This window comes from Pseudomonas sp. UBA6562 (assembly GCF_002434265.1).
Lineage (GTDB): Bacteria > Pseudomonadota > Gammaproteobacteria > Pseudomonadales > Pseudomonadaceae > Aquipseudomonas.
In genome coordinates this window covers 15,324-29,624 of sequence record NZ_DJJS01000001.1, presented here as the reverse complement: position 1 = coordinate 29,624, position 14,301 = coordinate 15,324, and the positions used below count along the sequence as shown (strand labels likewise).

Here is a 14,301-nt window from a genome sequence, read left to right as displayed (position 1 = left end):
TGTTTCAACTCACGAATTCCCCGCCCCACCCGCCGCCACACACCCACTGGGCGCCAGGTCCTCCTCCACCGTCGTGGCGCAGCTCCACCCCGCGCCTGTACGGGTCAACGTCAGCGTTCTGCCAAGGATGCTCGCCGGCGCCTCGACTAGCGTGCATTCCAGGCTTCCCGTCCCTGCCGCCGCATCGCCCACCGCCGTGATCGCGCAGTGCCCGGTCGCCGCTTGGCCGCCGAGCGCGGTGACATCGGCGACGTCCTTGCCCTCCACCAAGCGCAGGTCCATGGGCGTCTTCAACGCCGAGATTTCCAACAGCGCCGCGGCCGCCTTCGAGCGCGCCTGGTGGCTGGTGTAGCTGGGAATGGCGATGGTCGCCAGGATACCGATGATCGCTACCACGATCATCAGCTCGATCAGGGTGATACCACGTTGTTGCTGCATGGCTAGCTCCTTGGTCAGTGCGTTGGCCCGTGGCGTGAACATGGGGCCGGGAGGCCCGTATGGGTAACGGCCCGGCAACCTTTTGTCACGCTCGCGGGGACGGACTTCGTGTCCGCTGCACTACTCTAGTGAGCCTCTCGCCCCGTGCACGGCACAAGCTGTTGCGGGAGTTTTCCCAGGGGTTGGACCCCTGCCCTTTCACGAGATGGAAAAGGATTTCCCATGACTCGATCTCTACCCCTGTTCGCCTGGGAAGGCGTCGATGCCCAAGGTGCGACCGTAAGCGGCCAGCACCCGGGACGCAGTCCGATGTTCGTGCGCGCTCGGCTGGAGGCGCAAGGCATTCGGGTGGCCAAGGTGCGGCCTGCCGGGCAACGGCAATGGCGCTGGCCGCAAATGACCAAGGCGGACCCTGCGGGTTTCAGCCGGCAACTGGCGACCTTGCTCAGCGCCGGTATTCCCTTGTTGCAAAGCTTCGAGGTGATGGGCCGCGCCGGGGCGGACGCCAGCCTGGCGGCATTGCTCAAGCGTTTGCATCAGCAGGTGTCGGCGGGGCTGTCGCTGGCCGATGCCATGCAGCAGCACCCGGCGTGGTTCGATGCGCTGTATTGCAACCTGGTGCGGGTGGGCGAGCAGTCGGGCACCTTGGAGCGGCAGCTGGAGCAGCTCGCAGGGGTGCTGGAGCGGCGGCAAGTATTGCGGCGCAAGGTACGCAAGGCGACGACCTATCCGGCGATTCTGCTGCTCACGGGTTTGGGTGTTGCGGCGTTGCTGCTGTTGGAGGTAGTGCCGCGCTTTCAAGGGCTGTTCGCCAGTTTCGACAAGGCGTTGCCGCCCTTCACGCAGTGGGTGATCGACCTGTCCGAGGGGTTGGCGCATTACGCGGGGGCCGCCTCGATCATCACCGTATTGTCTGGCCTGGCGCTGCGCTGGCTGTATCGCAGGCATGCGCCGGCGCGGCAGTGGATGCTCGAACGGGTGCTGGCGCTGCCGGTGCTGGGCACGCTGTTGGGCGAGGCGGCGCTGGCGCGGTTCTGCCGTAGTTTGGGTACGGCCTATGGCGCCGGGGTCGCACTGCTGGATGCCTTGGAAAGCGTGGCCAAGGCCTGCGGCTACGAGCTGCACGAACACGCGGTGCTGCGCTTGCGCCGGGGCATGGCCAATGGGTTGGGGCTGAACCAGGCGATGGCGGCGGAACGGGTGTTTCCGGCCATGCTGGTGCAGATGATCGCCATTGGCGAGAGCAGCGGCACCTTGGACCTGATGCTGGACAACGCGGCCAACCACTATGAGGTGCGGGTCGGGCAGTCGATGGACCAGTTGTCCACCTTGCTGGAGCCGGCGATCGTGCTGGTGCTTGGTGTGCTGGTCGGCGGGTTGGTGGTGGCGATGTACTTGCCTATCTTCCAGCTGGGGAGCTTGTTCTGAGATGCGGGCCTGGATGTTGCTGATGGACGACCCTGGCCTGTTCACCTTTTTCGCCGGTCTCTTGGGGCTGCTGGTCGGCAGCTTCATCAACGTGGTGGCGCATCGACTGCCGATCATGCTGCACCGCCGATGGCGTGCGGAAGCGCAGGGCATGCTGGAACTGCCGATCAAGAAGCGGCGCCGCTTCAATCTGGCGTGGCCCGGCTCGCACTGCCCCCGGTGCAACCATGGCCTACGCGTCTGGGAAAACGTACCGATTCTGAGCTATCTGATTCTGCGAGGCCGCTGTTCGAGCTGCTCTAGGGCCATCAGCCCGCGCTATCCGCTCGTGGAACTGCTGAGCGCGGTGTTGTCCGCGTTGGTCGCCTGGCGCGTGGGGCCGGGTGGGCAGGCATTGACGCTGCTATTGGTCACTTGGGCGCTGTTGAGCCTCAGCCTGATCGACCTAGAGAACAAGCTGCTACCCGATGTCATCGTACTGCCGGTGCTTTGGCTCGGGCTTCTGGTCAACACCTTCGATGTGCACGTCACGCCACAGAGCGCGCTATGGGGCGCTGCAGCCGGCTACCTCAGCCTATGGACATTGTTCTGGCTCTACAAACTCGCCACCGGCAAAGACGGCATGGGCTACGGCGACTTCAAGCTCCTGGCCCTGCTGGGCGCCTGGGGCGGCGTGCACATACTGCCCTTCACCCTGCTGATGGCCTCGGTCGGCGGCGCGCTGATCGGCCTTTATCTGATACGCCGAGGCCACGCCCGCCCAAGCCATGAAATGCCTTTCGGCCCCTGCCTGGCCACGGCGGGGTGGATCATGCTGCTGTGGAATGATGAAATACACACTTCCTACCTGCACATGATCGGCATCTGATGAGCACTGCGGCATTTCCCCCTTGGATTCTGGGCCTGACGGGCGGCATCGGCAGCGGCAAGAGCGCGGCCGCCGAGCGCTTCGTCGAGCTGGGCGTGCACCTGGTCGATGCGGACCAGGCAGCGCGTTGGGTGGTGGAGCCAGGCCGGCCGGCCTTGGCGAGCATCGTCGAACGCTTCGGCGCGGGCGTACTGCTGGACGACGGCCAGCTCAACCGCCCCGCCCTACGCGCGCTGATCTTCGCCGACCCCGAGCAACGCCGCTGGCTCGAAGCCTTGCTGCACCCATTGATCGGCCAGGAAATCTTCAGTTACCTGGCCAAGGGCGAGTCGCCCTATGCGGTGTACGTCTCGCCTTTGCTGATCGAATCAGGGCAGTACGCCAAGACCCAGCGCATTCTGGTGATCGACGCACCGCATGAGTTGCAGATGCAGCGCACCTTGCAGCGCGACGGTACCAACCCTGCGCAGGTGGAAGCGATCTTCAAGGCGCAGCTCAAACGCGAAGACCGTTTGCGACATGCCGACGACGTCGTGGTCAATGACCGGGACGTGCTCTGGCTGCGCGAGCAGATCGACCGGCTGCACCACTTTTACCTGACTTTGAAAGGAGGCCAGCCATGAGCCAGCCACTGACCGTAGACTGCCCCACCTGTGGCGCCCCCGTGGAATGGAAGGCGGCCAACACCCACCGGCCGTTCTGTTCCGACCGCTGCAAACTGATCGACCTGGGCGCCTGGGCCGCCGAAGAGCACAAGATTCCCGCCGCGCCCGAAGCCGAAGACGAGCTGTATTCGGGCGACCTGGAGCCGCGCCACTGATCCAAAAGCGCCTTGCCGGGACGAGGCGCTTTTTTCACGCGCAAACAGCATCTTACCGTCATCGATAGCAGCTAAGCTCAGTGCATGGACGACTCAGACTACCTGCGCCTGCTCACCATCCAGGCCGAACAGGCCAACGCCTTTCTTTCCAATGCCCGCAAATGGGAGCGTGAGCGTTGGGTCTGCCAGCGCCTGCTGCAAGGCCTGAACATAGCCTACCGCAACGAAGACTTCACACCGGCCGGGCAGGAACCGCCCGACGTGCTGTTCCACGACGCCGCCTTCGAAGTGTTCTTCGTGCTCGACGAAGGTCGGCGCCTGAACGACGAATGGCGCGAAGAGCTGCAACGTCGGCGCAGCGCCTTCTCTCTCGCGCAACTGGTCCGCCGCGAAGCCCGGCCGCGACGCATCAGCGCCCAAGAGCTGCTGGCGCGCCTGGGGCCGACCTTGCGCAAGAAAGCCCACAACTATGTCGAGCGTGGGCTGGACCTCGGCGACCTGGACATCATCGCCTTCGCCAGCCTCAAGCGCGAAGTGCTCGACCTCAACAGCCACTTCCCGCCGCCCACCGAGTACCTGCGCCAGGGCTGGCGTTCGCTGTCGCTGGTGGGGCCGACCTTCGCCCGCGTGCTGTTCGCCCACCCCAACGCGCCGGACTTTCTGCGCAGCAACCTGGGCCGCAGCATCGTCTTCGACGTGGGCATCAGCCTGTAGGCCAACCCGACCGTTGGACACATTTCCACGGTATGGATGAAAAGGCTTATCATCGCCCCATTGCCAGAACACTGTGGCGTTTGCGCAGTCACATGCGTCTACCTGAGGCCCATTCATGAGCCGCTGCCTGAATCGCCACGATCAGTGCCGCACCGATCCATACCTGTCAGCCCCTGCAACGTGTCGAGCCCTGGCTCCACAAGCGGGTGGCTGCGGTCGACGCTCCAAGATCGTTCAGCCAATCGCTTTGGGGACTGGTGCTATGAGCCGCTTCGCGCTCGCCCTCCCCTCGCCCGCGCTGACGCCGGCCCTTGCGGCCAAGCATTTTTCAACCTTAAGGGATGTCTCCATGACTCATCGTATCGTGATCGTCGGCGGCGGCGCCGGGGGCCTGGAACTGGCGACCCGCCTGGGCAAAGGCCTGGGCAAGCGCAAGCAGGCCGAAGTGACCCTGGTCGACGCCAACCTGACCCACATCTGGAAGCCGCTGCTGCACGAGGTGGCCGCCGGCTCGCTTAACTCGTCGGACGACGAGCTCAACTACGTCGCCCAGGCCAAGTGGAACCACTTCAATTTCCAGCTCGGGCGCATGAGTGGCCTGGATCGCCAGAGCAAGATGATCCAGCTCGCCGCCACCCTGGACGAAGAAGGCCGCGAACTGCTGCCGGCGCGCACCCTGGGCTACGACACCCTGGTCATTGCCGTGGGCAGCAATACCAATGACTTCGGCACCCTGGGCGCTGCGCAGCACTGCCTGTTCCTCGACACACGCAAGCAGGCCGAGCGCTTCCATCAGCAACTGCTCAACCACTACCTGCGCGCCCATGCCGGCGATGTGGCCAGCGAAAAGATCAGCGTGGCCATCGTCGGCGCGGGCGCCACGGGTGTGGAACTGGCGGCTGAGCTGCACCATGCCGCCCACGAGCTGGCGGCCTATGGCCTGGACAGCATCCAGCCGCAAGACATGCACATCACCTTGATCGAGGCCGGCCCGCGCGTGCTGCCGGCGTTGCCCGAGCGCATCAGCAAGCCGGTACACCGCACCCTGGAAAAACTCGGCGTCACGGTGATGACCGGCGCGTCGGTCAGCGAAGTGACGGCCGACAGCCTCAAGACCAGCAGTGGCGAAGTCATTCAGGCGAGCTTGAAGGTCTGGGCGGCGGGCATCCGTGCGCCGGCGTTCCTCAAGGGTATCGACGGGCTGGAAAGCAACCGCATCAACCAGTTGGTGGTGCGCCCTACCCTGCAAACCACCTTGGACGACGATATCTTCGCCTTTGGCGACTGCGCGGCCTGCCCGCAGCCGGACAGCGACCGCACCGTGCCGCCACGCGCCCAGGCGGCGCACCAGCAGGCGTCGATGCTGGTCAAGAGCCTGACTGCGCGGCTGGAAAACAAGCCGCTGCCGACCTACGCGTACAAGGACTACGGCTCGCTGGTGTCGTTGTCGCGCTTCACTGCGGTGGGCAACCTCATGGGTAACCTGATGGGCAGTGTGAAGCTCGAGGGCTGGCTGGCGCGGATGTTCTACGTGTCGCTGTACCGTATGCACCAAGTGGCGCTGTACGGGTTCTTCCGCACGGCGTTGATGATGCTGGGCAGCAAGATCGGCCGAGGTACCGAGCCGCGGCTCAAGCTGCACTGATGTCTGCACCCGCGCGGTCTGGTCGAGGGCCGCGCGGGCTTGGCGAGTTTCAACGCCACCTTGCCTCAAGCTGTCGTTGCACGGCTATTTCAGGGCGGGCGACGCATGGCTAACGTCCCCTCTGCGAGCCGTCGCTCACACAGCTAAACCAGACGCTCGAGCTTGAGCCATCTGGATCACGTGCCGACCTCAGCCCTCGCTGAGTTGGGCGCCATCGGCCGCGCGCCGACTGCGCAGCAGCAACAGCAGGCACCATCCGGCCGTTACCAACAGCACCAGGCTGGTCGCACCGAAAACGAAACGCAGGCCCAACGAACCGGCCGCAAACCCGCCGAGCACAGGCCCGACGACTTGTCCCAGGTACTGTGCCGAGGTCGCATAGCCCAGCATCTTGCCGACCTTGTTCGCCCCGACGTTCTGCCGGATCACCGCCAACACGCAGGGAATCAACCCGCCCAGGGCCAGCCCCATTGCCAGACGCAGCACGATAAGCTGCCAGACCTCGGTAACCAACGCCTGCGGGATCAGTAGCAAACCGGCGACGCCCAAGCACACCACCACTACCTTCAAAGCGCCGATCCGGTCGGCCAACTTGCCCAAGCGCGGCGCCGAAAGGATGCTGCCCAAGGCCGAGGCTGCCATGCACAGGCCTGCCAGCCAGGTCACCGATTGTGTGTCGACGCCGAGGGTGCGCACGTACAGCGTGACGATCGGCTCGATCGACATGTTGGCCATCATCAGGATCATCGCCACCAGCAGCATGGTCAGCACGACGGACATGTCGGGCCGCACCACGGCTTCACTGGCGACCTTCGCCTTGCTGCTTTTCGTCACCCCCTTGGGCGAGGTGATGAACAGGCAAGTGGCCAGGAAGTTGAAGAAGATCAGACCGCTGGCGCCCAGAAAGATGGTGCGGATGTCCATGACCGTGGGCAGCACACCGCCCAGCAGCGGGCCCACCAACCCTCCCGCCATGATGCCCGACGACAGCATGCCCAGCGCCCAGCCGGAACGCTCCTTGGGCGTCTGCGCCGCGACCAGGACATAGGAGCCGGAGGTGTAGCCACCGGCGAGCCCGACCAGCAGACGCAACGCCACCAGTTGTTCGACGTTTTGCGCCATGCCGATCAGCCCCATGCTGACCACCATGCCGAAACTGGCACGGATCAAGTTCTGGCGACTGCCGTAGCGGTCGGCCAGATGGCCCCACAAAGGTGCGACCAAAGCGGCGCTGAGGAAGGTGGCGGCGTAGGCGATGCCGGACCAGCGGGCGATTTCGGCATCGCCTGTGGCGCCTAGATGTTCTACGTAGATAGGCAGGAAAGGCAGTAGAACGGTCATGGCGATGATGTTGACGAACGATCCGAAGAAACAGATTGCCAGGTTCCGCTGCCACTGCATTGCCTTCGCTCCTGCGATAGGGATGGGGAGTGTGCTCAAGTGGGCGTGTGCGTCGTGGCGCACGTTGCCGTGTTCGTTTGCGCGAGTGCTACTGCATTCAAACACAACGGGTTGGTTGGCAACATCCCGTTACTTCTGAGTAGAGCACTTCAGTTCAATGCAGATGGGTGTAGGGCATAGAGGCGGCTGGCGCTTCGGGTCGTCCGCAATATTTGGCAAGGTCGGTCCCATCCTGCAGGTTTCGCAGCGCCTGTATCGGGGCTGCTTCGCAGCCCATCGCGGCTGAACCGGAACGCCGGCCGGCCGCTCCTACATGTCGTAATGTTCGGGATTAGGATTTGGCTCATGCCGATGAGTTAAGGGTGAGTGAGCTTGGTTTTTCGAGCGCACACGAAAAAGCCCGCCATTAAGGCGGGCTTCTTCACATTTTCGGCTAACAAGCGACTTACACATCGCTTCGTCATCTTGAAAATGGTGGGTCGTGTAGGATTCGAACCTACGACCAATTGGTTAAAAGCCAACTGCTCTACCAACTGAGCTAACGACCCTAAAAATGGTCGGGGTGAGGGGATTCGAACTCCTGACATCCTGCTCCCAAAGCAGGCGCGCTACCGGACTGCGCTACACCCCGAGATTGGCTCCGCGACCTGGACTCGAACCAGGGACCCAATGATTAACAGTCATTTGCTCTACCGACTGAGCTATCGCGGAACTGAACTTCGGTACATCTTTACTGCTTTTTACTGCTTCGAAGTTTGTTTCATCTTCGATCTCTTTGGCTATCCGCTTTCGCGTTATCGCTGCTGAGGCCGGCTATTCTACATTCTTCGTTTTGCTTGTCAACCACTTTTTTTCATTCAACTTACTGATTTCTAAGTAAGTTTTGCGAGCCCCGATGCTGCTGGTGATTCGCTTAGTGCCTGACAACGCGGCGTATATTAGGGGCACTCGAAATCGGATGCAAGCAAAAAAATCACATTTTTCAGCAAGTTATCCAAAAACCCTGGGAAGCCTCGATTTTACGGGGCTGACGCCCGCTGCATGCCAGGCTCAGACAAAAAGAACCCCGCCTGGGCGGGGTTCGGGAGCAACGGTTTTTACTCGAAGACGATCTCGTCCGCCTCCACTTTGCCGGTAATCGCCGTGCCCGGCATGAAGGTGCCCGACAAGATCAGCTGCGCCAGCGGGTTTTCGATCCAGCGTTGGATCGCCCGTTTCAGCGGCCGCGCGCCATATACCGGGTCGTAGCCGACGGCGATGAGCTTGTCGATGGCCTCGGGTTGCAGGTTCAGCGTCAGCTCGCGCTCTGCCAGGCGGCTGCGCAGCCGGCCCAACTGGATCTCGGTGATGCCGGCGATCTGCTCGCGGCCGAGCGGTTCGAACACCACCACTTCGTCGATCCGGTTGATGAACTCCGGACGGAAGTGCGAACTCACCGCATCCATCACCGCCGCACGCTGCGCATCACGATCGCCGACCAGTTCCTGGATCTGCGCCGAGCCCAGGTTGGAGGTCATCACGATCACCGTGTTGCGGAAGTCCACGGTACGCCCGTGGCTGTCGGTCAGGCGTCCGTCTTCGAGCACTTGCAGCAAGACGTTGAACACGTCCGGGTGGGCTTTTTCCACCTCGTCGAGCAGCACCACCGAGTAAGGCTTGCGCCGCACAGCTTCGGTCAGATAACCGCCCTCCTCGTAGCCGACATAACCTGGCGGCGCACCGATCAGCCGTGCCACGGAATGTTTCTCCATGAACTCGGACATGTCGATGCGCACCATGGCCTCTTCGGTATCGAAGAGGAATTCGGCCAAGGCTTTGCACAGCTCGGTCTTGCCCACCCCGGTCGGGCCGAGGAACATGAACGAGCCGCTAGGCCGGTTCGGATCGGACAACCCGGCACGCGAACGGCGCACGGCGTTGGCCACGGCGATCACCGCTTCTTCCTGGCCAATCACGCGTTGGTGCAGCAACCCTTCCATCTTCAGCAGCTTGTCACGCTCGCCTTCGAGCATCTTCGAGACCGGAATGCCGGTCCATTTCGACACTACTTCGGCGATCTCTTCCTCGGTCACCTTGTTGCGCAGCAACTGGTTTTCGGTTTTGCCGTGCTGGTCGACCATCTGCAGGCTGCGCTCCAGGTCCGGGATGACCCCGTACTGCAGCTCGGCCATGCGGCTCAGGTCGCCCTTGCGCCGTGCGGCTTCCAGTTCCTGACGGGCTTGCTCGATCTTCTGCTGGATCTGCGCGGAACCTTGTACTTCGGCTTTCTCCGAAGCCCAGATTTCTTCCAGGTCGGAATACTCGCGCTCCAGACGCTCGATTTCCTCGGTGAGCTTTTCCAGGCGTTTCTTCGCCGGCTCGTCCTGCTCCTTCTTCAGCGCCTGAGACTCCACCTTCAACTGGATCAGACGGCGGTCGAGGCGGTCGAGCACTTCGGGCTTGGAGTCGATCTCCATGCGGATGCGGCTGGCGGCCTCGTCGATCAGGTCGATGGCTTTGTCCGGCAACTGGCGGTCGGTGATGTAGCGATGGCTGAGCTTGGCCGCGGCGATGATCGCGCCATCGGTGATGGCGACCTTGTGGTGCACTTCATAGCGTTCCTTCAGGCCACGCAGGATGGCGATGGTGTCTTCCTCGCTCGGCTCCTCGACCAGCACCTTCTGGAAGCGGCGCTCCAGAGCGGCGTCCTTCTCGATGAACTGGCGGTACTCGTTCAAGGTGGTGGCACCGACGCAGTGCAGCTCGCCGCGCGCCAGGGCCGGCTTGAGCATGTTGCCGGCATCCATCGCACCTTCGCCCTTGCCGGCGCCGACCATGGTGTGCAGTTCGTCGATGAACAGGATGATCTGCCCTTCCTGCTTGGACAGCTCGTTGAGCAGGCCCTTTAGGCGCTCTTCGAATTCGCCGCGGTACTTGGCGCCAGCGATCAGTGCGCCCATGTCCAGCGCCAGCAGGCGCTTGCCCTTGAGGCCATCGGGCACTTCGCCATTGATGATGCGCTGGGCCAGGCCTTCGGCAATGGCAGTCTTGCCCACGCCTGGCTCGCCGATCAGCACCGGGTTGTTCTTGGTGCGGCGTTGCAAGACCTGCACGGTGCGGCGGATCTCGTCGTCGCGGCCGATCACCGGGTCCAGCTTGCCTTCCTCGGCGCGCTTGGTCAGGTCGACGGTGTACTTGTCCAGTGCCTGGCGCGACTCTTCGGCGTTGGCGTCGTTGACGGCCGCGCCGCCGCGCAGGTTGTTGATGGCGTTTTCCAGGGCCTTCTTGCTCACGCCTTGGCTGAGCAGCAGTTTGCCCAGTTTGCTGTTCTCGTCCATGCCCGCCAGCAGCACCAGTTCGCTGGAGATGAACTGGTCGCCGCGCTGCTGCGCCAGACGGTCGGCCTGGTTGAGCAGACGTGCGAGATCCTGCGACATGTTGACGTCGCCAGTAGGGTTCTGGATCTTCGGCAGTTGGTCGAGGGCACCGACCAAGGCCTGGCGCAGGGCATTGACGTCGAAGCCGACCTGCATCAGCAGCGGCTTGATCGAGCCGCCTTGCTGGTCGATCAGGGCCTGCAATAGATGCAGCGGCTCGATGGCAGGGTGGTCCATGCCAACGGCCAGGGATTGGGCATCGGATAACGCCAGTTGTAACTTGCTGGTCAAACGGTCTATGCGCATGGGAGTACCTTCCTAATAAGGGCAGGCCGGAGCGATGGACACACCTGATGAAGAAACCTGCCAGAGATAACCAATAGATGAGGTTGATTCTGGAAGATTCAAGCGCAGTGGGGTTGATGCAGGTCAGCGCGGCTTGAGCCAGACCAAAGAGGCGAAGCGCCCGCCTTGTGGCGTGCGGCGGTAGGAATAGAAGCGTGGGTCGGAGACAGTACAAAGGCCGCCGCCATAAACGGCGGTGATGCCCCGGGCGGCCAGACGGATACGCGCCAGGGCGTAGATGTCGGCCAGCAGCTTGCCAGGCTGTTCGCCAGGCACGAACGCTGTGTGCGCTTCGGGATGCTGACGGGTGAAGGCCTCGCGCACTTCCAGCCCGACTTCGAACGCCTGCGGGCCTATGGCCGGGCCGAGCCAGACCAGCACTTGGTCGGGCGCGATCGCCAAGGTGTCGAGCGTGGCCTCCAGCACACCCGCCGCCAACCCGCGCCAGCCGGCATGGGCCGCCGCCACGCGGCTGCCGGCGCGGTCGCAGAACAGCACGGGCAGGCAGTCGGCGGTCATGGCGGTGCAGGCGATGCCGGGAGTGGAAGTCCAGCAGGCGTCGGCCTGGCACACCCGCTCGGGATCGGCGTGCGCCACGTCTACCCCGTGCACCTGTTTGAGCCAGGCCGGACGCACCTGCAAGGTGCTGCTCAAGCGCTGGCGATTCTCGGCCACCGCTTGCGGCGCATCGCCGACATGGTCGCCAAGGTTGAAGGTGTCATAAGGCGGCAGGCTGACGCCGCCCGCACGCGTAGTGACGCAGGCGCCGACGTTGGCCGGCGCGGGCCAGTCGGGAAACAACAGTGCCTGCGCCAGGGGTGTCATCCGATGAAGTCGCTACGGTCTTGCTTGAGCAGCGACAGCAACCAGACGAAATCGTCCGGCAACGGCGACTCCCAGCCGATGGTCTCGCCCGTGGCTGGGTGCACCAGCTTGAGAAAGCGGGCATGCAGCGCCTGGCGCGGGAAGGTCTTGAGCGCATCGACCAGGGTCGGGCTGGCGGCAGGCGGGATACGGAAGCGACCGCCGTAGGTCTGGTCGCCGATCAACGGGAAGTTGACGTGGGCCATGTGCACACGGATCTGGTGGGTACGCCCGGTTTCCAGCTTGACCCGCACATGGGTGTGCAGGCGGAACCGCTCCAGCACACGGTAGTGGCTGATGGCCGGCTTGCCGCCTTCGGTGATCGCCATGCGCTGGCGCTGACCGCCGTGGCGGCCGATGGGCGCGTCGATCTTGCCGCCTGCGGTGACCACGCCGAGCACGATGCATTCATATACGCGGCTGACGCTGCGGCGCTGCAACTGATCGACCAGGTTGGTCTGCGCCTGCAGGGTCTTGGCGACCACCATCAGACCGGTGGTGTCTTTGTCCAGGCGGTGCACGATACCGGCGCGCGGCACGTTGATGATGTCCGGCACATGGTGCAACAAGGCGTTGAGCAGGGTGCCGTCGGCATGCCCGGCAGCCGGGTGCACGACGAGCCCTGCCGGCTTGTTGATGACCAGGATGTGCTCGTCTTCGTAGACGATGTCCAGCGCGATGTCCTGGGCTTCCCATTCGCCCTGGGCTTCGTGCTCGGCTTCGAGCACCAGGACCGAGCCGCCATGGACGGTATCGCGCGGGCGCAGCACCGCACCGTCGACCGTCAGACGGCCGTCCTTGATCCACGACGAGAGGCGCGAACGCGAGTACTCGTCGAACAAATGGGCGGCGACCTGGTCGAGGCGTTGACCGCCCAGTTCGGACGGGACTTCTGCACTAAGTTGGATGATCTCGGACATGCTCGATTCAGCGGGCGTACAGCCTTTGGTTTCGGCTGCGTGCTTGTGGTTAAATACGGCTTCTTTTGCCCCGGGTCTTTCCGGGGGCGCTCATCATAACAGGACGGCACCGCCCAAGACAGCGGCCGTCAAAGGGACGCAAGCCGCCATGCAAGTGAAACACCTGCTGCTGATCGCCATCCTCGGACTCACTGCTGCCTGTTCCTCGAACAAGGAAGTCATTGATGAGAACCTCAGCGAAGCCGAACTGTACCAGCAGGCGCAAGCTGATCTGGACAACCACAGCTATACCAGCGCCACCGACAAGCTCAAGGCGTTGGAGTCGCGCTATCCGTTCGGTCGCTATGCCGATCAGGCGCAGCTCGAGCTGATCTACGCCAACTACAAGAATGCCGAGCCCGAAGCCGCCAAGTCGGCCGCCGAGCGCTTCATTCGCCTGCACCCGCAGCACCCGAACGTCGATTACGCCTACTACCTCAAGGGCCTGACCTCGTTCGACCAGGACCGCGGCCTGCTCGCCCGCTTCCTGCCGCTGGACATGACCAAGCGTGACCCAGGCGCTGCCCGCGACTCGTACAACGAATTCGCCCAGCTCACTAGCCGCTTCCCCAACAGCCGCTACGCGCCCGATGCCAAGCAGCGCATGATCTACCTGCGCAACCTGCTGGCGGCCTACGAAATCCATGTGGCCGACTACTACCTGACCCGCGACGCCTATGTCGCCGCCGCCAACCGCGGTCGCTACGTAGTGGAAAACTTCCAGGAAACGCCATCGGTGGGCGACGGCCTGGCGATCATGGTCGAGTCGTACCAGAAGATGCACCTCGACGACCTCGCCGCGACCAGCCTGGAAACATTGAAGCTCAACTACCCCGATCACCCGAGCCTGGTCGACGGCCAGTTCGAACCCAAACGCAAAGAAGCCGACGATCGCTCCTGGCTGTCCAAGGCCACGCTGGGCCTGATCGAAAGCGAGACGCCGCTGCCGCCAGGCGAAACCCGCGCCAACCAAGACGTGGTCAAGCAGTTCCAGGACGCCCGTGACGACATCCCGCGCGAACTGCTGCCCAAGGACGAAAACGGCGACCCTATCGCGCCGGCCGGCCCGAAAGACGCCGACGCCGACCGCTCGTGGTTCAGCTATGCCACCTTCGGCCTGTTCGACTGATCGACCGCTGTAACGCGAAGGGAGGCTCAGGCCTCCCTTTTTCATGGGCTGCGCCCTAGACTGTGCCTTTCCCTTCCGACAAGCCCGACACCATGATTCGTCTCCTATTCTGGATCGCCCTGATCGCCGCCGCCTTCTGGCTGTGGCGCAAGTTCAAGATCAGCCAGCAGCCCAACCGCCAGGCATCGCTCGACGACCCGCTGCGCATGGTGCGCTGCGCCCATTGTGGCGTGCATTTGCCCGATGACCGGGCCCTGCAGCGCGGCAGCCATTGGTATTGCAGCCAGCACCATCTGGAACAAGGGCCGACCGAACCGCGTTGAGCCCGAAGTCT

At 63.4% G+C, this 14,301-nt stretch carries 13 protein-coding genes and 3 tRNA genes; 8 read left to right on the top strand and 8 right to left on the bottom strand.

From position 1 onward, the window contains the following. Nucleotides 1–9: 9 nt before the first annotated feature. Nucleotides 10–438, bottom strand: a complete 429-nt coding sequence (locus B4M43_RS00160) for a pilin (RefSeq protein ID WP_296262972.1) — start codon at nt 436–438, stop codon at nt 10–12. Between the two features lie 222 nt (nt 439–660). Here B4M43_RS00160 and B4M43_RS00155 point away from each other — a divergent pair, with 222 nt between their 5' ends. The 6 genes from B4M43_RS00155 (at nt 661) to B4M43_RS00130 (ending at nt 5,913) form a co-directional block, all read left to right on the top strand. Then, the gene (locus B4M43_RS00155; protein ID WP_296262970.1) at nt 661–1,866 is read left to right on the top strand and encodes a type II secretion system F family protein; all 1,206 of its coding nucleotides are present in this window, start codon (nt 661–663) and stop codon (nt 1,864–1,866) included. A gap of 1 nt (nt 1,867) precedes the next feature. Then, nucleotides 1,868–2,734 carry a prepilin peptidase gene (locus B4M43_RS00150; RefSeq protein ID WP_296262969.1) on the top strand — a complete coding sequence of 289 codons (867 nt, stop codon included), beginning with the start codon at nt 1,868–1,870 and terminating at the stop codon, nt 2,732–2,734. Next, a complete protein-coding gene (coaE, locus tag B4M43_RS00145; protein WP_296262967.1) occupies nt 2,734–3,357 on the top strand; it encodes a dephospho-CoA kinase in 624 nt (207 codons plus the stop codon). Before B4M43_RS00150 ends, coaE begins: the two co-directional genes overlap by 1 nt. Next, nucleotides 3,354–3,554 carry a DNA gyrase inhibitor YacG gene (yacG, locus tag B4M43_RS00140; protein WP_296262966.1) on the top strand — a complete coding sequence of 67 codons (201 nt, stop codon included), beginning with the start codon at nt 3,354–3,356 and terminating at the stop codon, nt 3,552–3,554. Before coaE ends, yacG begins: the two co-directional genes overlap by 4 nt. Before the next feature lie 84 nt (nt 3,555–3,638). Next, the gene (locus B4M43_RS00135; RefSeq protein WP_296262964.1) at nt 3,639–4,268 is read left to right on the top strand and encodes a DUF1780 domain-containing protein; all 630 of its coding nucleotides are present in this window, start codon (nt 3,639–3,641) and stop codon (nt 4,266–4,268) included. Between the two features lie 349 nt (nt 4,269–4,617). Beyond that, entirely contained in the window at nt 4,618–5,913 is a 1,296-nt protein-coding gene (locus B4M43_RS00130) for an NAD(P)/FAD-dependent oxidoreductase (RefSeq protein WP_296262962.1), read from the top strand. A 189-nt stretch (nt 5,914–6,102) separates the two neighbouring features. On the opposite strand, the gene B4M43_RS00125 is transcribed toward B4M43_RS00130, so the two are convergent. The 7 genes from B4M43_RS00125 to rluD all read right to left on the bottom strand — a co-directional run bounded on the left by B4M43_RS00125 (nt 6,103) and on the right by rluD (nt 12,799). Beyond that, nucleotides 6,103–7,314 (bottom strand): MFS transporter, encoded by a 1,212-nt coding sequence (locus B4M43_RS00125; RefSeq protein WP_296262960.1) that lies wholly within the window; start codon nt 7,312–7,314, stop codon nt 6,103–6,105. Nucleotides 7,315–7,786: 472 nt separating this feature from the next. Continuing rightward, a tRNA-Lys gene (locus B4M43_RS00120) sits at nt 7,787–7,862 on the bottom strand. A gap of 6 nt (nt 7,863–7,868) precedes the next feature. Beyond that, nucleotides 7,869–7,945, bottom strand: a tRNA-Pro gene (locus B4M43_RS00115). A gap of 4 nt (nt 7,946–7,949) precedes the next feature. Next, a tRNA-Asn gene (locus B4M43_RS00110) sits at nt 7,950–8,025 on the bottom strand. Between the two features lie 386 nt (nt 8,026–8,411). Continuing rightward, nucleotides 8,412–10,976: an ATP-dependent chaperone ClpB gene (gene clpB, locus B4M43_RS00105; protein ID WP_296262958.1), complete on the bottom strand. Its 2,565-nt coding sequence runs from the start codon at nt 10,974–10,976 to the stop codon at nt 8,412–8,414. Nucleotides 10,977–11,099: 123 nt separating this feature from the next. Further along, complete coding sequence (pgeF, locus tag B4M43_RS00100) at nt 11,100–11,840, bottom strand: peptidoglycan editing factor PgeF (RefSeq protein ID WP_296262957.1); 741 nt, start codon at nt 11,838–11,840, stop codon at nt 11,100–11,102. Beyond that, on the bottom strand, nt 11,837–12,799 hold the full coding sequence (gene rluD, locus B4M43_RS00095; protein ID WP_296262956.1) for a 23S rRNA pseudouridine(1911/1915/1917) synthase RluD: 963 nt from the start codon (nt 12,797–12,799) through the stop codon (nt 11,837–11,839). The genes pgeF and rluD overlap by 4 nt, the downstream gene beginning before the upstream one ends. Before the next feature lie 148 nt (nt 12,800–12,947). Between rluD and B4M43_RS00090 the strand changes: the two genes are divergently transcribed. Further along, complete coding sequence (locus B4M43_RS00090; protein WP_296262955.1) at nt 12,948–13,967, top strand: outer membrane protein assembly factor BamD; 1,020 nt, start codon at nt 12,948–12,950, stop codon at nt 13,965–13,967. 92 nt (nt 13,968–14,059) lie between these two features. Beyond that, entirely contained in the window at nt 14,060–14,290 is a 231-nt protein-coding gene (locus tag B4M43_RS00085; protein WP_296262954.1) for a PP0621 family protein, read from the top strand. Nucleotides 14,291–14,301: the final 11 nt, after the last annotated feature.